Origin of the sequence: Flavobacterium sp. 83, assembly GCF_000744835.1 — a bacterium.
Classification (GTDB): domain Bacteria; phylum Bacteroidota; class Bacteroidia; order Flavobacteriales; family Flavobacteriaceae; genus Flavobacterium.
In genome coordinates, this window is sequence record NZ_JQMS01000001.1 from 2,598,432 (window position 1) to 2,623,285 (window position 24,854).

A 24,854-nucleotide genomic window follows, 5' to 3' on the forward strand; every position below is an offset into this window, starting at 1 on the left:
TGTGGTTATTTGACTAACTTTGCGAATCAATATTCAATATATATTCCAATACAATAATACAGACAAATTGACAGAAATTTCATGATTTTTATCATGTTTTAAAGTCAAAATGTCTTAAAACAAGACAATTATGAGTTTTTTTAAAAATATGTTCAACAGTTCAGAAGAAAAAGATTCAAACGAAAACAAAATCAACTGGAATGAACTAACCGATTTAGGGCAACTAAGTGAAATTATCGAGATTTCAAATGAAAAACCGGTAGCCATTTTCAAACATAGTACACGTTGCAGCGTCAGTAGGATGGCACTTAAACAGTTTGAAAATGAGTTTAATAGCTCAGATAAAGTTACGCCTTATTTTTTAGATTTAATAGCACATCGCGATATTTCTAATGAAATAGCGAATCGTTTTGGAGTTACACATCAATCCCCACAATTAATTTTAATTAAAGATGGAAAAGCCATTTATAACGTTTCGCACAGTGATATTGATGCGGAGGAGTTGGGAAAGAAGGTTTAAGTCAATAGTTTAAATTTAAGATATTTAAAAAATCCATTCGTTGCTGCGAATGGATTTTTTTGGTTTGGATGAAATTTTAAAATTTCCCTCCAGATCCTCCACCACTAAAATCGCCACCACCAAATTTCATATCGGATTTTTGGGTAATTTCTGGTTTCAATCCGAGCTGTGAAATGATTACTGCTTCGGCATTCATAAAAGCATTTGCATTAGTAAAACGATCTGGTCGGAATGTAATTCCAGTCGCATTATTTTTTATTTTTTTTATCGTAAAATAGGTGAAAGCAAATAAGAATAATCCTCCCATAGTCAAGGCGATTCCGATGGGTAAAAATGCATAGTAAAAACGAATGGTATAAATAGAGAATGCTATTGCCAGTAATCCTATCCAAAGCATTATGCGGTCTTTTTTTAATAAAGAATATATAAGATACACTAGAGGAACAATAATTGTGAAGATGTAAAAGAATAATGCAAAGGGAATATCACTTTTTGGAGCAATCTCTGTACCAAGTAATACAACCGAAAGTTCGCGCACTACCAAATAATTCCCCGCTAAATAAAATAGAATAAGGCTAAAACTATTGGTTAACAAAATCCCTTGGTGATAAAAAAAAGTTGTTGTTTTTTTTAGAACTAGTTTACTAGAAAAATAGATGCTTGCCGAAAATAATAACATTATAAATGGTAAAATGGTTTTTCCTAAAGTACCTAATTCAAATACTGCATAAATCAAAGTTGTTGTACCTGCCAAACATAACAGCAATGCCATTGATAAATGAACATAACGGTGATAACTTAATAATGAAGTTATTGTAATAGTTGATGCAATCAGTAAACCGTTTCCATTTGTTGAAATCCCTATTGCTATTGCTAAAGTTAATTGTGTGCCAAGTAAAAAGGCGTCGTCAAGGCCGTAACCATAATATTTTTGTTTGGCCAAAAGTTCGGTTCCTGCAAAACCAATAATCGCATAAATATAGACTGAAAATTTAAAATTAGGATCAATTGTATCCATGCCCAAAAAGGCAAGTGAGCCGCAAATTGAAGAATATAAAAAACACCCCAATAAGAAAAAGCCAGCGCGAATTAAAGTGTTTTTCTGACTTTTTAACGTAGTTAATTCTTTAGTTGTCAGATTATATTGTTCTTTGTGTATAAAGCCAGCGGTTTGTAAAGATTTCGCTTCTTTCACTAGCAGTAAGTTCTCTAGTTCTGTTTTATCATATACGATCATCAGATGTTTTTTTATTAAAATTTTTAATAAGGCGAATAAATAAGACTATAGAGGCTACGAAGTAAAAAGGTACCACAAAAAAGAAACTACTCAATAAATCAGTAAGGTCAATCGCGACAATGATTTTGTATAAAAGGAAATTAATTCCAAAATAAGCATACAAAATGGTAAAGACAAAGATGGACACTGATTCAATTTGGTAACTCGTTGTATAAAAATAGTAAGAGGAAATTGCTAACAGAATTATAAAGATCCCCCAATACGATGCGAATAGATTATTAATACAAGAAATACTGATTAGATGTAAAGCAAAAGTTAGGAAGATTAAATTGAAGTGTTTTTTCAGGTCGATTTTCACGCTATAAATAGACCATATAATCAATAAAAAACCTAAACCAATAGCAGAATAACTTAACGAAGCGGTATTGTGAAAATCATTACTAAGTAACGATTTCGGGCTTACCGATAAACCAATATAAGCTGCCAGGCCAGTGATTGCAATAGATAAGATACTTTTATTGTCAAAATAATAGGCGCAAAATAATCCAATTGCTGTGGGAATCAAAGTGGCTAACCCGTAATGTGTGCCAAAAGCGGTATATTGAAATTGTAGATATCCTATGAAAATGATGCTTAAAAGTACAGCAGCAAGTAGGAGATAGTCAAATATGGGGTTTTCAAAATTGGTTTGCTGTTTTTGAAATCCAATGGAGTTTTTAAAACTGAAGTAAAAACAAATTGCAGTTACTACTAATAATAAAGTAAGAATAGCAATATGGCCAATGCTGTCAATGTTTTCATATATTAATATACCAATGCCGGAAGTAAACAATAAAACGGAGAGGTATACCAATAATTTCAGTTCTGTATTTAATGAAAAAATATTTAAATCTCGGTGAGCAATAATTTGCTCCCTTTGCACTTTGTTGATTAATTTTTTTTCAAAAAGTTTATCTGTCGCACTTTCTTCAAATTTTTCCATTATGGTCTTTTAAAGTTACTCTTCTCAAATGTACATTATTTCTTTATTTTTTGATATTTGAGTATCGTAATATTTAGATCAATTGCGTTTTAATTCCTTAAAAAAACACTACAGTTATTTGTAGTGTGCTGACGAACTTAATAGTGAAATAGATATATTTTCCAAAAGAACAGGAAATCAAATCTTGTTTTGTAGATCAAATATATCATTAAAATTAAGGATGAAGCAACAAAACGATTGGACGAAATTATAGGAAACTTAACTCAAATAAATGATGAACAAATGTTTTTTGATATGGATTATTATTGGTTTCAGTACAAGCATGATTTGGTTTGATGAATACCTAATAAATTGGATAAAACCAACAGTTTAAATTTAAACTATAAAAAAATCCATTCGCATCAACGAATGGATTTTTTAGTAACAACTATTTTGGTTTTGAATTAATAAGAATCTTTCATTTTCTTTTTTATGGCATCCAAACAAAGGTTGTTAATGCTTCCTTCGTGCGTATGCTTGGTTTCTTTTGGTGATTGAAATGTTCCATTTTCCAGTTGTTCGGCAACGGCTTTATAAGCATCTCTAAAAGGCATTCCCGCAACCACCATTTCATTTAAAGTATCAACGGTAAACAAATAATTGTACTTTGGGTCGGCAAGTATATTGTCTTTTACTTTGATGTCTTTGATAGAAAAAATCGCAATATCCAAACAGGCTTTCAGGTTTTGAATCGCTGGGAACAATCCTTCTTTTAATAATTGTAAATCCCTGTGGTAGCCACTTGGAAGGTTGTTCGTAATTAAAGTAATTTCGTATGGTAAGGCTTGAATTTTGTTGCATTTTCCACGAATCAACTCAAAAACATCTGGGTTTTTCTTGTGTGGCATAATACTCGAACCGGTTGTAAGATGCGAAGGCAAAGTGATAAAATCAAAATTCTGACTCATGTACAAACAAACATCCATCGAGAATTTAGCCAAAGTTGCTGCCACGCTACTCATAGCAAAAGCCACTGTTTTCTCTGATTTTCCTCGGCTCATTTGTGCGGCAACTGAATTGAATTTTAAAGTTTCAAAACCTAATTCCTGTGTCGTGAATGTTCTGTTGATAGGAAATGAACTTCCGTAACCTGCAGCTGATCCTAATGGGTTTTGGTCTACAATTTTCAAAGCTGCATTCAACATCGTAATATCATCAATCAAAGTTTCAGCGTAGGCGGAAAACCACATCCCAAAAGAAGACGGCATTGCAATTTGAAGGTGCGTGTATCCTGGCAATAAAACATTTTGGTGTTTATCTGCTGATTCCATTAGCAAATCAAAAAGGCTTTTTACTTGCTCTTTCAGCTCTTTAACGACATCTTTCAAGTATAAATTAACATCTACCAAAACTTGGTCGTTACGAGAACGGGCGGTATGAATTTTTTTTCCGGCGTTTCCCAATTTTACTGTAAGTAAATATTCGATTTTGGAATGTACATCTTCAAAGCTGTCTTCGATTTCGAATTTTCCGTTTTCAGCATCTTTTATTATTTCTTCCAAAGCTAAAACCAAAGAAACGGTTTCGGAGTCTGTTAAAAGACCGATTTGTCCCAGCATTTTAGCATGTGCAATAGAACCTAATGCATCATATTTTGCCAGAACTAAATCCAGTTCTCTGTCGTTTCCAACGGTAAAATGTTCAATTTGCTTATCGGTTGGTATTCCTTTTTCCCAAAGTTTCATAGGTGTATTTTTTTTGTATCGTATTATCGTAGGGACAAGTCGCGACTTGTCCCTACTTGTTCGTACATATTATTGTTTGAAAAAATCAGTTAGTATTTTGATATACAACTGGATTCCTTCTTCTATTTCGTTTATAAATATAAATTCATCTGCAGAGTGTGACCGCAGAGTTTCGCCAGGTCCTAATTTTAAGGATTGACAACTCAAAACCGATTGATCCGAAAGGGTAGGCGAGCCATATGTGGTTCTTCCCAATGCGATTCCGGCTTGCACTAATCCGTGTGCAACAGGAATTGATGACGCGTTTAAATGCATCGAACGCGGATTAATTTCAGCGGTTAAATGTTTTCTTACGGTATCTAAAATTTCCTGATTATTGTAGCAATCATTCACCCTGATATCGACAACCAAATGACATTCAGCAGGAACTACATTGTGTTGTTTTCCGGCAGCCACTTGTGTTACGGTCATTTTTACGGGACCTAAAACCTCCGATATTTTTTCGAATTGAAAGCTGTTAAACCATTCGATAACGGGAATCGCATTGTAAATTGGATTGTCCGGATTGTTGTGTGCGGCGTGACTGGCGGTACCTTTTACGATGACATCGAGTACCAATAAACCTTTTTCGGCTACGGCCAATTGCATCAAAGTAGGTTCCCCCACAATGGCACATTCCAGTTCCGGTAAATGTTTTAAAACGCTGTTTAATCCATTTTTTCCGCTGCTCTCTTCTTCGGCTGAAGCGACCATTACAATATTGTAAGGCAGGTTTTCATTCGAATAAAAATGTACAAAAGTGGCTAAAAGCGAAACCAAACAACCTCCCGCATCATTGCTTCCCAGTCCAAATAATCTACCCTCTTTTACGATGGCTTCAAAAGGATCGTTAGTATAGCCTTGGTTTGGTTTTACGGTATCGTGGTGTGAATTCAGTAAAAGCGTTGGTTTTTTAGCGTCAAAATGTTTATTGAAAGCCCAAACATTATTATTCTCTCTTTTGAAAGGGATGTTGTTTTGTCTAAACCAATTTTCTATTAAAAGGGCTGTTTTATCTTCTTCACTAGAAAATGAAGGCGTTTCAATCAATGCTTTTAATAGTGCAATCGCTTCTTGTGTAAGGATTTCTATACTCTTCATATTTTATTTGCCACAAAGGCGCTATTTTTTGCTACGAAGACACAAAGACACAAAAAATTTAATTCGTGTAAGTTTGTGAAATTCGTATTTAACTTTTTATAGTTCTATACTCGTGTACAATGCCGTTTTATCTTGTAACATCCTGTGATGACCAATTTTTATTTTTTGAACTCCTTTGGATAAACTATTGAAACAGTTGTCTAATTTAGGAATCATACCGGAATGTATCGCTTTTTCGGATTTCAATTTGGAATATAATTCTTGATTGATGTTTTCAATTACTGAAGAATCGTCTTCGGCATCATATAAAACGCCAGGTTTCTCGAAGCAATAATTCAAAGTTACATCAAAAACTTCCGATAAAGCAATTGCTAATTCGCTTGCGATAGTATCAGCATTTGTATTTAATAATTGCCCTTTTCCATCGTGTGTGATTGCACAAAATACAGGAACTATACCAGTTGAAAGTAATGTTTCCAATAATTGTGTATTTACTTTTTTGACATCGCCCACAAAACCATAATTAATGGTTGGGTGGTTTCTTTTATCTGATTGAATTAAGTTTCCATCAGCGCCAGAAAAGCCCATTGCATTAGTTGAATTTGCTTGTAATTGAGCAACAATATTTTTATTAATTTGACCTGCATAAATCATTACGACTACATCTAGCATAGCGGCATCAGTAATGCGTCTTCCATCAATCATTTGTGGAACTAAACCAATACTTTCGGCCATTTTAGTAGCTGATTTTCCTCCGCCATGAACGAGTACTTTATATCCTTCAATTTTAGAAAAATCAGATAAAAATTGTTTTAACTCCATTGGATTATCAATGATGTTTCCTCCGATTTTTATTAGGGTTAACGGTTTTTTATTTTCCATTTTCCAATATTTTTTGCAATACTAATTGTGCGGCATAGGTTCTATTGTTGGCTTGTTCGATAACAATTGAATTTTCGCTGTCGATTACTTCATCAGTAACAATTACATTACGTCTTACAGGCAAACAGTGCATGAATTTAGCATTATTTGTCAGCTTCATTTTATCGGCAGTTACGGTCCAATTTGGGTCGGAATTAGTAATTTGACCATATTCCTTGTAATTGCTCCAGTTTTTGGCATAGATAAAATCGGCATTTTCAAAAGCTTTATCTTGATCATATTCAATCTTGGAATCTTTCGTTATTTCAGGATTCAATTCGTACCCTTCAGGATGTGTAATGACAAAATCAGCATCTTGCAATTGCATCATTTGTACAAAAGAATTAGCAACAGCCTGAGGTAAAGCTCTAGGATGTGGTGCCCAAGTTAAAACTACTTTTGGTCTGTGTTTAGTTTTGTGTTCTGCCATAGTGATGGCATCGGCAAGTGATTGTAATGGATGTCCTGTAGCACTTTCCATATTGACAATAGGCACAGTGGCATATTTTAAGAAACCCATAAGAACGGTTTCGGCATTGTCTTTTTCTTTATCTATTAATCCGGCAAAAGCTCTAATGGCAATAATATCACAATATTGAGAAACTACTTCAGCAGCTTCTTTAATATGCTCAGAAGCCCCTTGATTCATGATAGCTCCATCTTCAAATTCAAGTGTCCATCCTTCGCTGGTAAAATTCATTACCATGACATTCATTCCTAAATTCAAAGCTGCTTTTTGTGTACTCAAACGCGTTCTTAAACTGGAATTAAAAAACAACATTCCTAAGGTTTTATTTTTTCCTAGTTTTTTGTTTTTAAGTGGTTTTTTCTTGATTTTTAATGCTTGTTTCACCCATATATCGAGTAAATCTATGTTTTGTATGGAGATGTAGTTCATTGTAATTATGAATTATGAATTATGAATTATCAATTGTCAAAAAATCTAACAATCTAAAAATCCAATATTCGAATTAAGTTATTTTCGTAAAAGGTATTTCGTTTTTTAAAGCTTTCAAAATAAAGTTGTCTTCTAATCCATTGACAATCCAGGTTTCTATATTAGCTGCTTTGGCAATTGCCGTAGCTTCTATTTTAGATTGCATTCCGCCGGTTCCGTGCGAGGATTTCGAATCCCCAATTTCTTTTTCCAATAGTTGCAAATCAGTTACTAAAGAAATTGTTTCAGGAACTGCATCATTGATAGATACTTTGGTGTAAATTCCGTTCGTATTGGTAGCAATAATAAGAATGTCAACATTTAATAAAACGGCTGTTAAAGCGGCTAATTTATCATTATCACCAAACTGAATTTCATCCGTTGCCACAGTATCATTTTCATTGATAATTGGAATGTAACTGTTTTTGACCAAAACGTTGATTGTGTTAACAATATTGATTTTGGTCTGTTCTTTTTCGAAATCAGAATACGAAAGTAAACATTGTGAAGTATGCAAACCTAAATCGCTAAAATTTTCGTGGTAAATCCGCATCAAATGAGGCTGACCAATTGAAGCCAAGGCTTGTTTTACAAAAACATCTTTATCGTGGTTATCCAGTTTTACAAATTGTTTGGCTGCAGCAATAGCACCAGAACTTACAATTATAAACTCATAATCGTCTTTCAATGCCGCAATTTGCATTCCAATATCTTCAATCTTTCCTCTCGAAATGTGATTGGTTTCTTTGGTTAAGGTATTGCTACCTAACTTTAATAAAATTCTTTTTTTACCTGATTTGTCCATTTCCGTAAATATACCACTTATTAGTAACTAAATGTTGCAAGCCAATTGGTCCACGTTGGTGCAATTTGTCCGTGCTTATCGCTAATTCTCCACCTAAACCAAATTGCCCTCCATCAGTAAATCGGGTAGAGGCATTTTGGTAAACGGCTGCTGTGTCCACATTTTCCATGAATTCCTGAGCAATAGCATCATTTTTTGTGATTATGGAAGCAGAATGTCCTCCACAATATTTATTTATTTTGTTAATCGCTTCTTGGTCTGAATTTGTTGTTCCAATAACAATTTTATAATCTAAAAACTCTTCGTACCAAATTAAATCCGATTCGATCTGAGGTACATTTGCTACTTTTGAAATACTTTCATCTCCCAAAACAGTTACGTTTCTTTGTTGTAATTCCTGAACTATACTGGTAGCAAAAGCTTCCCAATTTTCAAGATTTGTATCAATTAAAACTTTATCTAAAGCATTGCAAACGGATATATTTGAGGTCTTTCCATTAATAATAATGTCAAGTGCTTTCTCTAAATCGGCTTCCTTATTTACATACACAAAATTATTTCCCCGACCACTTATTATTACTGGGCAAGTGGCATGTTTTTTTACAAAAGCAATTAGATTTTCACCACCACGAGGAACGATTAAATCTACTTTTTGTGTTGGTTTCTCCAAAAATGCCTGCGTTTCTTCCCGATTGTAATTCAAGTATTCCACCCATTCTGAAGCAACATTGTTTGCTGTTAAAGCTTGATGCCACAATTCTACAATTTTTAAATTGGACAGTAAAGATTCCTTTCCGCCTTTCAATAGAATTTTATTTCCGGATTTAAAAGCGATTCCACCAGCTTCAACAGTAACATCAGGTCTGGATTCATAAATGATCATTATGGTTCCGAAAGCCGCTGTTTTATTGATGATTTTCATTCCGTTTTCATGGTCGAAATTAAAACGCTCCACGCCAATAGGATCTTCTTGACTTGCTAATTGTTGCAGGGATAAAATCATCCCGTTAATTTTGGCATCATCAACCAGCAAACGTTTTTCCATGGCCAAGTCATCTCCAGAATAATTATTTAAATCTTGTTGATTTATAGTCTTAAGATTGGCTCTTTCTTGTTCAAGAAGTTCGGCCATACGGCTTAAAACTGAATTTCGCTTTTCTATTGGTAATAAGTGGTTCATTGCTTTTGGTTAGTGGTTAATGGCAAATTAATAAAATTAAAATTTAAACGATATAAGAAATGTAAGTTCATTTAAGCTAATTTGAATATTGATTTATATGTCCTTATCTTTCTTATTTGATTAAAAAAAAATCTATATGATTTTACTTTATTATTTAAATAATAGTCTTGCTACGATTTTAATTCTGCCAATGTTTCTTTTAAAGCTATAATAAAGGTGTCAATCGCTTCCTTTTTGATTGTCAATGGAGGAAGGATTCTTAATAAGTTTTTATTATTAGCATTTCCTGTAAAAATATGTTTGTCTATAATCATTTTTTTACGAAGTGTACTTACATCAAAATCAAATTCTACACCTAGCATTAATCCTTTTCCTTTTATGTTGATAACTTCAGGAACTTGTTTGATTGCTTCTAAAAAATAGGCATAAACGTCATTTACGTTATCCATTAATTTTTGGCTTTCAATCACATCTAAAACTGCTATTCCAGCAGCACAAGCCAAATGGTTTCCACCAAAAGTAGTTCCTAATAATCCGTAACTCGCTGTGAATTTTGGAGAAATCAAGATGCCACCTATAGGAAATCCGTTACCCATTCCTTTAGCCAGACAAATAATATCTGCTTTGATATCATGATGTTGGTGCGCAAAAAACTTTCCGCTTCTTCCGTATCCGGATTGCACTTCATCCAAAATCAAAACAACATCGTGTGCCTCGCATATTTTTTCTAATGCCTGGAAAAATTCTGTTGTTCCTTGGTCTAAACCACCAACTCCTTGAATTCCTTCAATGATAACAGAAGAAACATCTCCTTTTTTTAATTCGTTTTCTACCAATTCGATATTATTCAATGGTAAAAAAGTAACAATTTGTTGTGCATTGATTGGTGCAACAATTTTTTTGTTATCTGTCACTGCAACTGCCGCCGAAGTTCTTCCGTGAAAGGAATTGTCAAAAGCAATTACACGTGATTTATTGTTGTGAAAAGAAGCTAATTTCAAAGCGTTTTCATTTGCTTCAGCTCCAGAACTGCACAAGAATAAAGTATAGTCTTCCAATCCGGAAAGTTTCCCTAATTTTTCTGCTAATTCTACTTGTAATGGATTTTGAATTGCATTCGAATAAAAACCAATATTGTCCAATTGATTTTTTAATTTGGTAACATAATCCGGTTGTGTGTGTCCAATGGAAATTACTCCATGACCACCATATAAATCTAAATATTCCACTCCTTTTTCATCTGTAATCGTGCAATCCAGTGCTTTTACGGGAGTGATGTTGTATAATGGGTAAACGTCAAATAAGTTCATTTTCTTTTTTTGTTTAAATGGTTTAAGATTTCAAGTTTCAAGTTACATGTGCAACTTTAAACTTTAAGCTTGAAACAAATTTTTAGAATCCAGATGGTTTCAAATGTAATCCTGTGGTTTCATCCAATCCAAACATTAAATTCATGTTTTGTATGGCTTGTCCTGAGGCTCCTTTTGTTAAATTATCAATTACTGAAGTAATCAATAACCGGTTTCCTTTTTTCATTAAACTAATAATACATTTATTTGTTTGAACCACTTGTTTCATATTGATTCCAGTCGTAGTAACGGTTACGAAAGGTTGGTCTTTGTAAAAAGCTTCATATTTCCCAACTACATCTTCCAGATTTTCTTCGATTGTTGTGTATAATGTTGCGAAAATTCCTCTCGCAAAATCACCTCTGTTAGGTACAAAAATCAATTCGTTTGTATAATCCGTTTGCAATTGGTTTACACTTTGGTTTATTTCGCCCAAATGTTGGTGTTCAAAAGCTTTGTAATGCGACATATTGTTCGATCTCCAACTGAAATGTGTCGTTTCTGAAGGAGTTACTCCGGCTCCTGTACTTCCGGTTGTAGCATTGATATGAACGTCAGTCGTAAGCATTTCGTTTTTAGCCAATGGCAATAAAGCTAGTTGAATCGCTGTTGCAAAACACCCCGGATTTGCTATGAATTGAGCGTTTTTAATTGCTGATTTATTCAATTCTGGCAAACCATAAACGAAAGTTTTGCTATCAAAATCTTTGTCTTTTGTCAATCTGAAATCATTTCCTAAATCGATGATTTTGGTATGACTCGCAAATTGATTTTGCTCTAAAAATGATTTTGATTTACCGTGTCCTAAGCACAAGAAAACAACATTCACATTTGGATTCACGGTATCGGTAAAATTCATTTCGATATCACCCATTAAATCATGATGCGCAACATGAAGTGGTTTTCCAGCATTTGTCGTGCTGTAAACAAAATCAAGTGTAGCATTGGGATGAAACATCAATATTCTGATGAGTTCTCCTGCTGTGTAACCCGAACCTCCGATTATTCCAATATTAATCATGTGTCAGTTTGTTTACAGATGAAAATATGTTTTGAGCATTCCCCAGAATTTTGATAAATCCTTTGGCATCGTCAGAGGTCCAAGCGTTGTTCATTTCTCCATATTGTCCAAAACTGGTATTCATTAAATCATTTTCAGATTCAATTCCGTCTAATGTGAAGTGATATGGTTTTAGCGAAACGATAACGGTTCCGTTTACAGTTGTTTGCGTGTCTTCTAGGAACGCCTCGATGTTTCTCATTACTGGATCTAAAAATTGTCCTTCATGAAACAACATTCCATACCAGTTTCCTAATTGTTCTTTCCAGTATTGTTGCCATTTACCTAGTGTATGTTTTTCTAATAAATGGTGCGCTTTGATAATGATTAAAGGCGCAGCAGCTTCAAAACCAACTCTTCCTTTAATCCCGATTATCGTATCTCCTACGTGAGTATCTCTACCAATTGCATATGCGCTGGCTAGTTTTTCTAAGGCAACGATGTTTTTTGTTGGTGTGTCCAAATTCCCGTTGATGCCTACTAATTGTCCTTTTTCAAATTGTAGTGTTACTTTCTCTTCGCCCGTTTTTTGCAATTGAGAAGGATAAGCTTCACTTGGTAAAGATTGATTTGAGGTCAATGTTTCTTTACCACCTACGCTTGTTCCCCACAATCCTTTATTAATCGAATATTGTGCTTTTTCCCAAGAATAATGAACTCCGTTTTTAGATAAATAATCAACTTCTTCCTGTCTTGATAATTTTAAATCTCTAATAGGTGTGATGATTTCAATTTCGGGAGCAATGGTTTGGAAAATTAAATCAAAACGAATTTGGTCATTTCCTGCACCAGTACTTCCGTGGGCGATTGCCTCTGCACCAACAGATTTTGCGTATTTAATCGCTTCGATAGCTTGAAAAACACGTTCTGCACTTACGGATAATGGATAGGTATTGTTTTTTAATACATTTCCATAAATCAAATATTTAATGGCTTTGTCATAATATTTATCTACAATTGTAAGATTTGCATGTTGTGCACTTCCTAATTCGTAGGCTCTTTCTTCAATAGCGGCTAGTTCGGCTTCATCAAATCCTCCTGTATTTATAAGAACGGTATGAACTTCATATCCTTTTTCATTTTTTAAATATTTTAGGCAATATGAGGTATCTAATCCTCCACTATAAGCTAATACAACTTTTTTCATAATATTATTTTTTTAAGAACAAGGCTTCTTTAATTAATTTTAATCGGTTTAATACTCTAACATTAAATGGATGTTTAGGTGGGTCCTTAGGTTTTTCTTTTGGGTCATAAAGCATTCCCGTACACAAACACATTTTATTGTCTTTGCTTTTTAGTATTTCATAATTTGTACACGTTTGACATCCTTTCCAAAAACTTGGATCGCTGGTCAATTCTGAAAAAGGAACTGGTTTGTAACCCAAATCTGAATTGATTTTCATTACTGCTAAACCAGTTGTGATTCCAAAAACCTTAGCTTCTGGATATTTTTGCAATGAATAGTCAAAAACAAATGATTTGATTTTTTTTGCTAAACCTAAATTTCTGTAATCAGGATGTACAATCAAACCAGAATGTGCTACAAACTTTCCGTGTTGCCAACTTTCGATATAGCAAAAACCAGCAAATTTCCCATTGTCTAATGCAATAACGGCATCTTTGCTTTCCATCTTTTTTTGGATGTATTCTGGAGTTCTTTTAGCAATCCCAGTACCTCTCAATAAGGCAGACGATTCAATAGTATCGCATATTTCCTGCGAATACTTATAATGTTCTTCCTGAGTTACAATGATAGAAATTTTCATTTCAAGCGATTATTTTGAGTTAAAAAATGATTTGGATTCAAGTTTTGAAAAACAAGAGTTATACCAATCAATTAAAATAGATACAAAAAAAGACATTGATCCTGAATATAGCGTTGTGTATGCTATAGAACTAGGAAATATTGTTTTTTTAGGATATACTAATCCAATGGTTAGCTGGGATAATTTCAAAACTGTATAAATGAAAAATGAATAAAAAAAAACAAAACACGTTATTGGGTACTATATTATAGTATCCGTACTTCGGGAGAAGCCGTAGGTGTGTTTGTCCGTGATATAGAAGTTATATGTACACTTATATTATTCATGGGTGCAAAAGTACAAATATTTTATAAATAGAATACTTATTTTGTTTTTTGTAACAAAATTTTAATACAATGTTTGTTTTATAAATAAAAAACTCCTTGAAATAATTTAATATCAAGGAGTTGCTCTTTTTTAATGAAGTTTGCCGGTTAGTTTCGAAATTTATTACTAATAACAATCTCTTTTAGCTTAGCTTTCAAATCTTCTCCTGTATCATAAATCATTTGTTCACTGCTAGGAAAAACAACAGCTCTTTTATCAAAATAGGAGTAGTAATTATCGTCAGAAGCGCGTCGGTCTCCTTTATAAGTTGCATAGATATTTTCGAAAGTAAACTCACTTGTCACAGGAAAGGACTGTAGGAGTTGATTGGTTCTTACGTTTACAAAATCCACTTTTGCGGTAATTTGGCAGGATTTAAATTGTCTCGATTCATAAATACGAGCATTTACGGTTCTAAGATTATCAACCATGACTACTTTACCTTTTTCGTCTACAACTTCTTTGCCATTGGCATCAATCAATTTTTTTACCCCATCTTTTATGATTCGTTCTTTTGCAAATTCTTTTTCTCTGATTTGCTCTGGTGAAATATAAATTTGGCGAAAATTAATCATCATTCCGTAATCGTAATCAATTCCTCTTTGTTTGTTATTATGGTAAACGGTCCATTTGTCATTAAGTCCATAGGTGCTAAAATCTAATAAATCATTTTGCAAACGAACCGGAATAATCATATTGGTTTCATTTTTGGTATAAACTGAAACGTAATCAGACCCTTTGAATTTAGCTTCATCCATAAGTTGCAAAACATTTTTATAATTTGGATTTATCTGATTTAAATAATCCAAATCATCATAAGCTTTGCGAAAATTCATCTTGTCCGAAGTGAGCATTAACTTTTTGGCATTCACATATAAATAAGCAGATAATGCATTTTTACTGTCAACAATTTGGTTGTTATAGTTGTCAAAAGGAAAAATAGCATTTCTGCCTTCTTTAATTAATTTTAAAGGAAGTATGGGTTTGATTTTTTCCTGACGGTTATTCAATTGCATATACGTGGTGTATATTTTTTCCAATTGTGCCGGATTTGCATCTTTTGTCAATAAGTTTATTGTATTAAGATCGCGCTCTTTAGCTTTGGCGAAAGCCTCTTCCAATAAATAGACATAATCTTGCTTGCCTTTTTTGTCTTTGTTGTATTGTAAATTTGAAATGGCATTGTCGATTACTAGATCGTAATTTCCAGAGCTTAATAAATTTTGAGTTTGTTTTACTCCGCAAGAGGATATAAGTACAAATAGGGATAATAAAAGAGTAATTTTTTTCATAAGCAAAAAAGGTGAATAGTTGTTTATTTATTTGAATCTCTGTCTTAGTTTAAAATTCAAATTTCAAAAATAATGCCATAAAAAAACCTAACAAAAATAGAATAAATGTTAGGTTTTTTAAAGTGTATTTTTAATTATTTATTTTCTCACGAATGGCGGAAGTAGTTTACTGGAAACTTCGCCAAAACCAATGCGAACTTGTCCGTTTTGACAAAATCCTTTCATGATTACTGTATCGTTATCATTGATGAATTTTCGCTCTGTTCCATCATTAAGTTTGATAGGGTTTTTTCCTCCCCAAGTTAATTCTAGCATAGAACCAAAACTATCTTCAGTAGGCCCTGAAATGGTTCCGGATCCCATCATATCACCAGAATTCACACGACAACCATTGGAAGTATGATGTGCTAACTGTTGGCACATTGACCAGTATAAATATTTAAAATTAGAATGAGAAACAACTGTTTCCTCGGCATTTTCAGGTTGGATTGCCACTTCTAAATTGATGTCAAAAGAATGTTTTCCTTTTTGCTGTAAATAAGGCAGCGGAGTAGGTTCTTGCTTTGGGCCTTTAGTTCTAAAAGGCTCCAGAGCATCCATAGTTACAATCCATGGTGATATAGAAGTGGCAAAGTTTTTTGATAAGAATGGTCCTAATGGCACATATTCCCATTTTTGAATATCGCGGGCGCTCCAGTCATTCAATAAAACCATTCCGAAAATATAATCTTCGGTTTCAGTTACTGGAATATTTTCTCCCATGATATTGACATCTGTTGTGATAAAAGCAGTTTCCAGTTCAAAATCGACGGAACGGGAAGGGCCAAAAACTGGTGTTGTTTCGCCGTTTGGCAAGGTTTGTCCCATTGGTCTGTGTACCGGAATTCCTGAAGGAACAATAGTAGAGCTTCTTCCGTGATATCCTACTGGGATGTGAAGCCAGTTTGGTAATAATGCGTTTTCTGGGTCACGAAACATTTTTCCTACATTAGTTGCATGCTCTTTGCTGGAATAAAAGTCTGTGTAATCACCTATTAATACTGGTAGTTGCATTTCTACATCTTCCATTTTGAAGATGACAATGTCTCTGTCTTTTGTATTATCTTTTAATTTTGGATTTTTTTCGTCAAAAATTTCAGCAATACGATTTCGAACCAATCGCCAGGTTTTTTTTCCATCTGAAATAAAATCATTCAAAGTGTCTTGCATGAACATATCATCCGTCAGCTCAATGCCTTCAAAATAATTTAATTGTTGTAAAGCTCCCAAATCAATTGCAAAATCTCCAATTCTAGTTCCTACAGTCACTATGTTTTCCTTGGTAAGAAAAACCCCAAAAGGAATGTTTTGAATGGGAAAATCGCTGCTTGTAGCTACTTCTAACCATGATTTTCTTTTAGTATTGTTAGCTGTTATAGGCATATCGATGTTAATTATTTTGTTGAAAATTACTCATCAAATATATTATAATCTAACTATTAACCAAACGTTTTTTTGTATTTTTGCAACATATTAACGAAAATCAAAGAAATGCAACGCGACGAACAAATTTTTGACCTTATTCTAGAAGAACAAGAAAGACAAATACACGGATTAGAACTTATCGCTTCGGAAAACTTCGTAAGTGACGAAGTAATGGAAGCAGCTGGTTCTGTTTTAACCAATAAATATGCAGAAGGATATCCTGGCAAAAGATACTACGGCGGTTGCGAAGTAGTTGATGTTATTGAGCAAATTGCTATTGACAGAGCTAAAGAATTATTTGGTGCTGCTTACGCAAATGTACAGCCACACTCTGGTTCACAAGCAAATACGGCTGTTTATCACGCTTGTATTAAACCTGGAGATAAAATTTTAGGTTTTGATTTGTCTCATGGTGGGCATTTAACTCACGGTTCTCCTGTAAACTTTTCAGGACGTTTATATACTCCTTCTTTCTACGGTGTGGATAAGGAAACAGGAAGATTAGATTATGATAAAATTCAAGAAATTGCAACAAAAGAGCAACCAAAATTAATTATCGCAGGAGCTTCGGCTTATTCTCGTGATATGGATTTTGAGCGTTTCAGAGTAATTGCTGATAGTGTTGGTGCTATTTTATTAGCTGATATTTCTCATCCAGCAGGTCTTATTGCAAAAGGATTGATGAATGATCCATTGCCTCATTGTCATATTGTAACTACTACAACTCATAAGACATTACGTGGTCCTCGTGGAGGTTTAATTTTAATGGGTAAAGATTTTGAAAACCCGTTTGGTTTAACAACACCAAAAGGAGAAATCAGAATGATGTCATCGTTATTAGACTTAGCTGTTTTTCCTGGAAATCAAGGTGGTCCTTTAATGCATATTATTGCTGCTAAAGCTGTAGCATTTGGTGAAGCATTGAAAGATGAGTTCTTTACTTATGCTTTGCAATTACAAAAAAATGCTAACGCAATGGCAGATGCTTTTGTAAAAAGAGGATATGAAATCATTTCTGGAGGTACAGATAACCACATGATGTTGATTGATTTAAGAAACAAAAATATTTCTGGAAAAGATGCTGAAAATGCATTGGTAAAAGCAGAAATTACTGTAAATAAAAATATGGTTCCATTTGATGATAAATCACCATTTGTAACTTCAGGAATTCGTGTAGGAACTGCAGCGATTACCACTCGTGGTTTGCTTGAAGAAGATATGGAAACTATTGTAGCTCTAATTGACAGAGTTTTAGTGGATCATACTAACGAAGATGTTATTGAAGCTGTAGCAGCTGAAGTAAACGAAATGATGAGCGAAAGAGCTATTTTCGTATACTAAATAAATACGTCTTAAAGTTTTAAAAGTCGAAAGTCGAAAGTCTTTGAATAGAATTTTATATTCTATCTTAGTTTTTGGCTTTCGACTTTCGACTTTAGGACTTTCTAACTTTAAGACTAAAATTATGTCTGTACTAAGATTAAAATTGCCTACCGATCCGAGATGGGTCAATATTGTAGAAAAAAACATCGAAGAAATCTTGACGGATCATGCTTGGTGTGAACAAAAAGCAGCCACAAATGCCATTACGATTATCACTAATAACTCGGAGCATCAGGATTTAGTGAAGGATTTATTGGCTTTGGCCAAAGAAGAAATTGATCATTTTGAGCAAGTACACAATATCATCATTAAGCGTGGCTTAAAGTTAGGCCGTGAACGTAAAGATGATTATGTGAACGAATTGTATTTATACATGAAGAAGAGCGGTAATGGAAGCAGGGTTTCGGGTTTAGTGGAGCGCTTGTTGTTTTCGGCAATGATAGAAGCAAGAAGTTGTGAGCGATTCAAAGTGCTTTCAGAAAACATACAAGACGAAGAATTAGCTACTTTTTACAGAGATTTGATGGAAAGTGAAGCAGGTCACTATACCACTTTTATAACCTATGCAAGGAAATATGGAGTGGGAATTGATGTTGAAAAACGTTGGAGAGAATGGCTTGCATTTGAAGAAAATATTATCACAAATTACGGTAAAAACGAAACAATTCATGGGTGAATTTAATAGTGATGTTTTTAATTTTTATTAAAATATGCCTGATTTATTTGAGAGTCTTAATAATCAGTTTTTTATGGTTTTTGTGTTTTGAGGAAATTAATGTTTTGCATTTAAAGTAAATTATTTGTTATGGATTAATAATTTTTGATTTACTTTTAACGTTTGATTTTAACTATAACAATTGTTTATCGCTATGAAACTCAATTTTAATTATGATGGAAATATGGCTTGTAGAGCGATATTACAAGATCAATTAGAAAAATTAGATATTAAATATCAATTTTTGAATCTTGGACAGATTGAAATCGGTGAAGATATGTCAGACGATAGCTTTGCAATACTTCAAGACAGTTTGAGGAAATATGGAATTAATATTATTGATAACCCAAAAGGGCAATTAATTCAAAAAATTAAAGATGTTATTATTGAGATAGTGTACGAAAAAGATAAATTTCCTAATATAACTATTTCTCAGTATCTATCAGATAAATTGAATTTTAGGTATGGATACCTTACCAATGTTTTTTCAGAATATACGCATACATCAATTGAGAATTTTATTATTATCCAAAAGATTGAAAGAGCAAAGAAATTAATAATTGAAGAGCAACTGACTTTAACTGAGATTTCTCATGAACTGAATTATAGCAGTGTCGCTTATTTATCAACTCAGTTTAAAAAAGTAACAGGATTAACGCCTTCCATGTTTAAAAGGATTGTTGGTAAAAGAAGAGAGTTAGCTAATAATGAATAATAAAAACACAAAATACCCCCCAATATTTTATGATTACACATCAAGATTCAATGCATATTCTATTAGCTGACGATGATGAAGATGATCGCACATTTTTTAGTGAAGCTATACAGGAGCTTAAAATGAATAATAAGTTGACTCTATTTAAAGATGGTAAAGATCTAATGGATTATTTAGAACATCCTGATATTAGGTTACCCCATGTTTTATTTCTGGATTTAAATATGCCAGGAAAAACAGGTATAGATTGTCTAAAAGAAATCAGAGCAAATATTCGTTTCAAAGATGTTTCAATTGCTATATATTCTACTTCTTCATCAGAAAAAGATATTGAAGATACGTTTATAGAAGGCGCAAATATTTACATTAAAAAGCCAAATGATTTTTCAATGTTGAAAAAAGTAATTAAAGAAGTTGTAAATATGAATTGGCAATTTCATACCTCAGGTTTGAATATAGAAACCTTTTTCTTTAGTATATAATCAAGAATAAAATGAAAATTCTGGGCCTATATAAAAACTCTCAAGTGTTTAAAATAGCGTTAGCTATTGCAATTGTTGTGGTTTGTTATATTGCTTCAGTTTTTTATTCTCAAATGAAAAAACTCGATTCAACTGTTGACTTAATTGCAAAATCAAATGAGACTCAAATTGAACTCGAAAAACTTTTATCAGTAATAAGTATTTATGAAACTAATTTGCGAAGCTTTATCATCACAAAAGATGAATCGTATATACAAGACCGTTTTTTAAGTAGAGGTAAAATAGAAGAAAACTTAACTAAGTTAAAAAAGCTTACTTCAAATAATCCAGTAAGAAATAAGGATATTGACGGACTTAAAAAGATAATTGATTATAGATTTAAGTTATTCCGACAGACGTTAATTATTGCAAAAAGTAAAAATTCAGGACCCATATACTTAAATGCTAAATTGCTTGAAAGTAGTGAGGTTACTGATAAGATGAAGTCTTTTGTTACTAAGATAATTTTTTCCGAAAGCGCTAAAACTAAATTTCAAAATGATAATCATCAATTTGAATTGCGAGATTCGATTGTAACGGCTTTTTTATTAGTTATCCTTTCTCTTTTAATATTACTGTTATCATTTAACAAAATGAATGTAGATATTGATGAACTCAAAAAGGCGAATGATAAATTAAAATTGCTTAATGAGTCCTATAATACTGCTGAAATGACTGCAGGTTTCGGACATTGGATGGTTAATCTAGAAACTAACACCTATGCTTTTTCAGATAATCTATATCGTTTAATGGGGGTTGAACCCAATGAATTTGAGCCCAATATAAAAAATACAATTAAATACATTCATCCGGATGATTTAGATTATGTAATCAAAGTACATAAAGATTCTTTAGTAAATCACCAGTCTACTTCGATGGTATTTAGGTTTTTAACTCCAAAAGGGGACGTTAAATATATAATGGGTGTAGGCAGTTTTACTAATGATGGAAATGGGGATTTAATTAAAATAGGGGTAAATTGTGATATTACAAATCAATACAAAAAAACACTTGAATTAGAAGAAAATAATAAAGAGCTTAAATATATCAATAAAGAACTCGAAGCTTTCAATAATATAGTGAGTCATGATTTGCAAGAACCGCTTCGTAAGATTCAAATGTTTATTTCCAGATTAGAAGAAAAAGAATTGTACTTGATGACCCAACAGGGGAAAGAATATTTTTCTAAAATTCGTGTTGCGGCCAATAGAATGCAAACCTTGTTAATAGATTTAGTTGATTATTCCAGAACAATAAAAGGAGACAAGGTTTTTGTAGAAACAGATTTAAATAAACTCTTGGAGGAAACTACTCAAGATTTATCCTCTACTATTGAAGAGAAAAAAGCAACCGTTCAAATTGGAAATTTACCAACAATCAAAGTAATACCTTTTCAGATTAAGCAGCTTTTTATAAACTTAATTTCTAATTCTCTTAAATATAGTAAAGACGATTTACAACCTCAAATAAGTATATTTTCTGAAGAAATTACTAAAAAAGAAGTGGTTGAGTATAAAATAGCAAATGCAACGGATTATTATAAAATTGTGGTAGAAGATAATGGAATTGGTTTCAAACAAGAATATGCCGAGAAAATATTTCTATTATTCAAACGTTTAGAAACAGATCCTAAATACTCAGGTACTGGGCTTGGTCTGGCTATTTGTAATCGAATTGTAGAGAACCACAAGGGTTTTATAAAAGTAAAAGGCGAACCTGGAGTAGGAGCTAAATTCTATGTTTTTATTCCTAAAGGAGATTTGATTTAATTTTAATAATTTCCAAAAAAAATATAAATAATGTTACAAATTACGGAGGCAACAACTAAAGATCTTAAAACAATAAGAGGTATTGCTTATGGTTCTTGGCCAGCTACTTATGGAGAAATTTTATCCAAAGAACAGATTGACTACATGCTCAATTTGTTTTATTCAGATGAAACTTTAACTGAGAATTTAAATGAAAAAAGCCATCATTTCATACTAGTTCATTATAATAGTACTTGTATAGGATTTGCCTCGTATGAGCATAATTATTTGGATAAAAATAAGACCAGGCTACACAAAATTTATTTGCTCCCTGAAGCACAAGGTAAAGGAGCAGGGAAATTGCTGATTGATACTATTGAAAATTTAGCTAAAATAAATCATTCGGAAGCTATCTCATTAAATGTAAATAAATTTAATAAAGCACTCTCTTTTTACCAAAAAAATGGTTTTGAAATTGTTTCAGAAGAAGATATTGAATTGGATTTTGGTTATTTGATGGAAGATTATATTATGGAAAAGAAATTATAATTTCTTTTAAAAAAAAAATATTTTTAGCATAATTATGTAAGAATGAATCTGCGGTTAAAGTCAATCTTTTCGTATATTTGATAGTAAGAATTTTCCAAAAATATTCCTGTTTCAAATAAAGACAAAATGAGTTTTAAATCAAGATCATTATTTTTTTTACTTATTTTTAGTGTATTATCTTGTTCTAAAAAAAGTACCGAAGAAACAAAACCCACTTTGGGAGATGTCACAGAAAGTGTTTATGCTTCGGGTGTAATTAAAGCTGATGGACAATATACCGTTTTATCGACAGTGAATGGAACCTTGCAAAAAGTAAATGTTATTGCTGGTCAGTCCATAACTAAAGGACAATCATTATTTGAACTGGAAAGTGATAAAGCAGAATTGAATACTGAAAATGCCCTATTAGCGTATCAATTAAGCCTGCAAAGTAACCGTTATATCCAAGATAAAATTTCCGAAATGGAAATGAAAGTTCAGTCTGCCAAAGATAAACTAACCTTAGATGAATCGATTTATAACAGAAATAAGAATATTAAAAATCAAGGCGGAATTTCGGAAGTTGATTTTGAAAGAGTAGCATTAGCTTTTAAAAGTTCTAAAATCAATTATGAATCTGCCAAAAAGCAATTGAGTCAACTCAAGGCGCAATTAGAAAATGACCAAAACAGGAATAAAATTAACCTTAAAATCAATCAAAAATCCCAAAGCGATTTCAGTGTTAAAAGCGCCTTCTCAGGAAAATTGTTTGATGTATTGGTCAAAGAAGGAACTTTGATTACACCGCAAACTCCTTTGGCAATAATAGGTAAACCAGATTCTTTTTTATTGGAATTAGAAGTGGACGAAAATGATATGGTACGAGTTACGCTGGGGCAAAAAGTACTCGTGACGATGGACAGTTATAAAGGTCAGGTTTTTGACGCAGTTGTCGATAAAATTTATCCTATCATGGATGAGCGTTCCCGTACTTTCAAAATTGAAGCTCATTTTATAAAACCACCGGATAAACTATATCCTAATCTTACCGCTGAAGCGAATATTATAATTCAGGTCAAGAAAAATACTATCACAATTCCTAAATCTTATTTAATTCAAAACAAATATGTTTTGGTGAATAATGATGAAAAGCGAGAAGTAAAAGTGGGTTTGAGTGATTATGAAAAAGTAGAGATTCTAGAAGGATTAAAAGCAGAAGAAACTATTTATATGCCCAAGTAATGAACTTCAAACTAATATTAAACATTGCACTGCATTTGCTTCAAGCGAGACTAAAACAAACTATTGTTGCGGCAGTTGGAGTAACTTTTAGTATTGCTATGTTTATATCCTTGGTTAGTTTTATGCATGGTTTAAATGATTTATTAGATGGATTAATGCTCAATAGAACGCCACATGTTCTTTTGTATAACGAAATAAAACCTTCAGAGAATCAACCAGTTTCGTTATCTGGCGATTATAAAAACAACAACAATTTTATTCATTCGATTAAGCCAAAAGATAGGGGGAAATCTATTTACAATGGTAAAACGATTATTAAAATTTTAAAAGATGATGCTCGTATTATTGATGTCGCACCAAAAGTTACTACTCCTGTTTTTTTTAATTCTGGAACCATTGAAATATCAGGGGTAATCAATGGTATTGATGTTTTACCGGAAGAGAAATTATTTAAAATAAGCGATTATATTATAGAAGGGAAAGTAGCTGATTTACTTCAGAATAACAGTATTATCATCGGAAAGGGATTAGCTGACAAAATGTTACTTTCTAAAGGGGATATTATCAAAATTACTACTTCCAAAGGGAATTTGGCCTCTTTAAAAATCGTTGGAATCTCTGAAATTGGTATTGCTGAAATTGACAATACGATGAGCTATACTTCATTGGACACAGCCCAAAAAATATTAGGGGAACCTACTAATTATATTACTGATATTCAGATTAAACTTTTTGATATGACTTTGGCTCCTGCTGTTGCAAAAGAGTTTCGGGATAAATTCAACATAGACACTATCGATTATCAAACTGCCAATTCACAATTTGAAACCGGAAGTACAGTGCGAAGTATTATCTCTTATGCGGTTGGAGTGGTGTTGCTTATTGTTGCTGGTTTTGGAATTTATAATATCCTGAATATGATGATTTATGAAAAAATGGATAGCATTGCTATTCTAAAAGCAACTGGTTTTTCTGGGAATGATGTCAAATGGATTTTTGTTTCACTTTCTATTATTATAGGACTTGTAGGTGGATTATTTGGATTGTTATTTGGCTATGTCTTTTCCTCAATTATAGATGTCATTCCATTTGAAACCGCTTCATTGCCTACAATAAAAACCTATCCTATCAATTATGACCCATTATTCTATATTATCGGAATTACTTTTGCACTATTTACCACGATAATTGCAGGGCTTTTTCCTGCTTTGAAAGCCAGTAAAGTTGATCCGGTAGAAATAATCAGAGGGAAGTAA

24 protein-coding genes are annotated in these 24,854 nt (G+C 32.7%); 10 read left to right on the forward strand and 14 right to left on the reverse strand.

All coding sequences use genetic code 11. The features are described from left to right. The first annotated feature begins 130 nt into the window (after positions 1–130). Complete coding sequence (gene ytxJ, locus T410_RS11385; protein WP_035671765.1) at positions 131–520, forward strand: bacillithiol system redox-active protein YtxJ; 390 nt, start codon at positions 131–133, stop codon at positions 518–520. 76 nt (positions 521–596) lie between these two features. Here ytxJ and T410_RS11390 read toward each other — a convergent pair whose 3' ends face one another. The 12 genes from T410_RS11390 to T410_RS11445 all read right to left on the reverse strand — a co-directional run bounded on the left by T410_RS11390 (position 597) and on the right by T410_RS11445 (position 13,624). Beyond that, positions 597–1,757: a hypothetical protein gene (locus tag T410_RS11390; protein ID WP_035671767.1), complete on the reverse strand. Its 1,161-nt coding sequence runs from the start codon at positions 1,755–1,757 to the stop codon at positions 597–599. Further along, a complete protein-coding gene (locus T410_RS11395; protein WP_035671769.1) occupies positions 1,744–2,739 on the reverse strand; it encodes a DUF2157 domain-containing protein in 996 nt (331 codons plus the stop codon). The genes T410_RS11390 and T410_RS11395 overlap by 14 nt, the downstream gene beginning before the upstream one ends. A 443-nt stretch (positions 2,740–3,182) precedes the next feature. Next, positions 3,183–4,463 (reverse strand): argininosuccinate lyase, encoded by a 1,281-nt coding sequence (gene argH, locus T410_RS11400; protein ID WP_035671770.1) that lies wholly within the window; start codon positions 4,461–4,463, stop codon positions 3,183–3,185. A 69-nt stretch (positions 4,464–4,532) separates the two neighbouring features. Next, positions 4,533–5,603: a M20 family metallo-hydrolase gene (locus T410_RS11405; protein WP_035671775.1), complete on the reverse strand. Its 1,071-nt coding sequence runs from the start codon at positions 5,601–5,603 to the stop codon at positions 4,533–4,535. 96 nt (positions 5,604–5,699) lie between these two features. Then, a complete protein-coding gene (gene argB, locus T410_RS11410; protein ID WP_035671776.1) occupies positions 5,700–6,485 on the reverse strand; it encodes an acetylglutamate kinase in 786 nt (261 codons plus the stop codon). Beyond that, on the reverse strand, positions 6,475–7,422 hold the full coding sequence (locus tag T410_RS11415) for an N-acetylornithine carbamoyltransferase (protein ID WP_035671778.1): 948 nt from the start codon (positions 7,420–7,422) through the stop codon (positions 6,475–6,477). The genes argB and T410_RS11415 overlap by 11 nt, the downstream gene beginning before the upstream one ends. A gap of 73 nt (positions 7,423–7,495) precedes the next feature. After that, the gene (gene proB / locus T410_RS11420) at positions 7,496–8,266 is read right to left on the reverse strand and encodes a glutamate 5-kinase (RefSeq protein WP_035671780.1); all 771 of its coding nucleotides are present in this window, start codon (positions 8,264–8,266) and stop codon (positions 7,496–7,498) included. Then, complete coding sequence (locus tag T410_RS11425; RefSeq protein WP_035671783.1) at positions 8,250–9,446, reverse strand: glutamate-5-semialdehyde dehydrogenase; 1,197 nt, start codon at positions 9,444–9,446, stop codon at positions 8,250–8,252. The genes proB and T410_RS11425 overlap by 17 nt, the downstream gene beginning before the upstream one ends. 170 nt (positions 9,447–9,616) lie before the next feature. Then, a complete protein-coding gene (locus T410_RS11430) occupies positions 9,617–10,756 on the reverse strand; it encodes an aspartate aminotransferase family protein (protein WP_035671786.1) in 1,140 nt (379 codons plus the stop codon). 82 nt (positions 10,757–10,838) lie between these two features. Then, positions 10,839–11,816 (reverse strand): N-acetyl-gamma-glutamyl-phosphate reductase, encoded by a 978-nt coding sequence (gene argC, locus T410_RS11435; RefSeq protein ID WP_035671788.1) that lies wholly within the window; start codon positions 11,814–11,816, stop codon positions 10,839–10,841. After that, complete coding sequence (locus T410_RS11440) at positions 11,809–13,002, reverse strand: argininosuccinate synthase (RefSeq protein WP_035671790.1); 1,194 nt, start codon at positions 13,000–13,002, stop codon at positions 11,809–11,811. The genes argC and T410_RS11440 overlap by 8 nt, the downstream gene beginning before the upstream one ends. A 4-nt stretch (positions 13,003–13,006) precedes the next feature. Then, complete coding sequence (locus T410_RS11445) at positions 13,007–13,624, reverse strand: GNAT family N-acetyltransferase (RefSeq protein WP_035671793.1); 618 nt, start codon at positions 13,622–13,624, stop codon at positions 13,007–13,009. Between T410_RS11445 and T410_RS11450 the strand changes: the two genes are divergently transcribed. Beyond that, positions 13,608–13,823, forward strand: coding sequence for a hypothetical protein (locus T410_RS11450; protein ID WP_035671796.1), 216 nt, complete (start codon positions 13,608–13,610; stop codon positions 13,821–13,823). The two genes, T410_RS11445 and T410_RS11450, sit on opposite strands and share 17 nt — an antisense overlap. Positions 13,824–14,097: 274 nt before the next feature. Here T410_RS11450 and T410_RS11455 read toward each other — a convergent pair whose 3' ends face one another. Both T410_RS11455 and fahA read right to left on the reverse strand, forming a co-directional pair. Then, positions 14,098–15,282 carry a hypothetical protein gene (locus T410_RS11455; protein WP_035671798.1) on the reverse strand — a complete coding sequence of 395 codons (1,185 nt, stop codon included), beginning with the start codon at positions 15,280–15,282 and terminating at the stop codon, positions 14,098–14,100. Between the two features lie 138 nt (positions 15,283–15,420). Next, the gene (gene fahA, locus T410_RS11460; protein WP_035671800.1) at positions 15,421–16,704 is read right to left on the reverse strand and encodes a fumarylacetoacetase; all 1,284 of its coding nucleotides are present in this window, start codon (positions 16,702–16,704) and stop codon (positions 15,421–15,423) included. A gap of 108 nt (positions 16,705–16,812) precedes the next feature. On the opposite strand from fahA, the gene glyA reads away from it, so the two are divergent. From glyA to T410_RS11500, 8 genes are all read left to right on the forward strand, one after another. Next, the gene (gene glyA / locus T410_RS11465) at positions 16,813–18,087 is read left to right on the forward strand and encodes a serine hydroxymethyltransferase (RefSeq protein ID WP_035671802.1); all 1,275 of its coding nucleotides are present in this window, start codon (positions 16,813–16,815) and stop codon (positions 18,085–18,087) included. A 124-nt stretch (positions 18,088–18,211) separates the two neighbouring features. After that, positions 18,212–18,805 carry a tRNA-(ms[2]io[6]A)-hydroxylase gene (locus tag T410_RS11470; protein WP_035671804.1) on the forward strand — a complete coding sequence of 198 codons (594 nt, stop codon included), beginning with the start codon at positions 18,212–18,214 and terminating at the stop codon, positions 18,803–18,805. A gap of 193 nt (positions 18,806–18,998) precedes the next feature. After that, entirely contained in the window at positions 18,999–19,559 is a 561-nt protein-coding gene (locus T410_RS11475) for an AraC family transcriptional regulator (RefSeq protein ID WP_035671806.1), read from the forward strand. Positions 19,560–19,588: 29 nt separating this feature from the next. Beyond that, positions 19,589–20,041 (forward strand): response regulator, encoded by a 453-nt coding sequence (locus T410_RS11480; RefSeq protein WP_238567370.1) that lies wholly within the window; start codon positions 19,589–19,591, stop codon positions 20,039–20,041. An 11-nt stretch (positions 20,042–20,052) separates the two neighbouring features. Further along, a complete protein-coding gene (locus tag T410_RS16500) occupies positions 20,053–21,849 on the forward strand; it encodes an ATP-binding protein (RefSeq protein WP_051929402.1) in 1,797 nt (598 codons plus the stop codon). Between the two features lie 30 nt (positions 21,850–21,879). Continuing rightward, the gene (locus T410_RS11490; protein WP_035671810.1) at positions 21,880–22,377 is read left to right on the forward strand and encodes a GNAT family N-acetyltransferase; all 498 of its coding nucleotides are present in this window, start codon (positions 21,880–21,882) and stop codon (positions 22,375–22,377) included. A 126-nt stretch (positions 22,378–22,503) separates the two neighbouring features. Further along, on the forward strand, positions 22,504–23,598 hold the full coding sequence (locus tag T410_RS11495) for an efflux RND transporter periplasmic adaptor subunit (RefSeq protein ID WP_035671813.1): 1,095 nt from the start codon (positions 22,504–22,506) through the stop codon (positions 23,596–23,598). After that, positions 23,598–24,854: an FtsX-like permease family protein gene (locus T410_RS11500; RefSeq protein ID WP_035671814.1), complete on the forward strand. Its 1,257-nt coding sequence runs from the start codon at positions 23,598–23,600 to the stop codon at positions 24,852–24,854. Before T410_RS11495 ends, T410_RS11500 begins: the two co-directional genes overlap by 1 nt.

What these genes read in the sequence shown, in the direction of transcription:
- ytxJ (WP_035671765.1), top strand. Translation starts at nt 131, where the DNA reads ATGAGTTTTTTTAAAAATATGTTCAACAGTTCAGAAGAAAAAGATTCA.
- T410_RS11390 (WP_035671767.1), bottom strand. Translation starts at nt 1,757, where the DNA reads ATGATCGTATATGATAAAACAGAACTAGAGAACTTACTGCTAGTGAAA.
- T410_RS11395 (WP_035671769.1), bottom strand. Translation starts at nt 2,739, where the DNA reads ATGGAAAAATTTGAAGAAAGTGCGACAGATAAACTTTTTGAAAAAAAA.
- argH (WP_035671770.1), bottom strand. Translation starts at nt 4,463, where the DNA reads ATGAAACTTTGGGAAAAAGGAATACCAACCGATAAGCAAATTGAACAT.
- T410_RS11405 (WP_035671775.1), bottom strand. Translation starts at nt 5,603, where the DNA reads ATGAAGAGTATAGAAATCCTTACACAAGAAGCGATTGCACTATTAAAA.
- argB (WP_035671776.1), bottom strand. Translation starts at nt 6,485, where the DNA reads ATGGAAAATAAAAAACCGTTAACCCTAATAAAAATCGGAGGAAACATC.
- T410_RS11415 (WP_035671778.1), bottom strand. Translation starts at nt 7,422, where the DNA reads ATGAACTACATCTCCATACAAAACATAGATTTACTCGATATATGGGTG.
- proB (WP_035671780.1), bottom strand. Translation starts at nt 8,266, where the DNA reads ATGGACAAATCAGGTAAAAAAAGAATTTTATTAAAGTTAGGTAGCAAT.
- T410_RS11425 (WP_035671783.1), bottom strand. Translation starts at nt 9,446, where the DNA reads ATGAACCACTTATTACCAATAGAAAAGCGAAATTCAGTTTTAAGCCGT.
- T410_RS11430 (WP_035671786.1), bottom strand. Translation starts at nt 10,756, where the DNA reads ATGAACTTATTTGACGTTTACCCATTATACAACATCACTCCCGTAAAA.
- argC (WP_035671788.1), bottom strand. Translation starts at nt 11,816, where the DNA reads ATGATTAATATTGGAATAATCGGAGGTTCGGGTTACACAGCAGGAGAA.
- T410_RS11440 (WP_035671790.1), bottom strand. Translation starts at nt 13,002, where the DNA reads ATGAAAAAAGTTGTATTAGCTTATAGTGGAGGATTAGATACCTCATAT.
- T410_RS11450 (WP_035671796.1), top strand. Translation starts at nt 13,608, where the DNA reads ATGATAGAAATTTTCATTTCAAGCGATTATTTTGAGTTAAAAAATGAT.
- T410_RS11445 (WP_035671793.1), bottom strand. Translation starts at nt 13,624, where the DNA reads ATGAAAATTTCTATCATTGTAACTCAGGAAGAACATTATAAGTATTCG.
- T410_RS11455 (WP_035671798.1), bottom strand. Translation starts at nt 15,282, where the DNA reads ATGAAAAAAATTACTCTTTTATTATCCCTATTTGTACTTATATCCTCT.
- fahA (WP_035671800.1), bottom strand. Translation starts at nt 16,704, where the DNA reads ATGCCTATAACAGCTAACAATACTAAAAGAAAATCATGGTTAGAAGTA.
- glyA (WP_035671802.1), top strand. Translation starts at nt 16,813, where the DNA reads ATGCAACGCGACGAACAAATTTTTGACCTTATTCTAGAAGAACAAGAA.
- T410_RS11470 (WP_035671804.1), top strand. Translation starts at nt 18,212, where the DNA reads ATGTCTGTACTAAGATTAAAATTGCCTACCGATCCGAGATGGGTCAAT.
- T410_RS11475 (WP_035671806.1), top strand. Translation starts at nt 18,999, where the DNA reads ATGAAACTCAATTTTAATTATGATGGAAATATGGCTTGTAGAGCGATA.
- T410_RS11480 (WP_238567370.1), top strand. Translation starts at nt 19,589, where the DNA reads ATGATTACACATCAAGATTCAATGCATATTCTATTAGCTGACGATGAT.
- T410_RS16500 (WP_051929402.1), top strand. Translation starts at nt 20,053, where the DNA reads ATGAAAATTCTGGGCCTATATAAAAACTCTCAAGTGTTTAAAATAGCG.
- T410_RS11490 (WP_035671810.1), top strand. Translation starts at nt 21,880, where the DNA reads ATGTTACAAATTACGGAGGCAACAACTAAAGATCTTAAAACAATAAGA.
- T410_RS11495 (WP_035671813.1), top strand. Translation starts at nt 22,504, where the DNA reads ATGAGTTTTAAATCAAGATCATTATTTTTTTTACTTATTTTTAGTGTA.
- T410_RS11500 (WP_035671814.1), top strand. Translation starts at nt 23,598, where the DNA reads ATGAACTTCAAACTAATATTAAACATTGCACTGCATTTGCTTCAAGCG.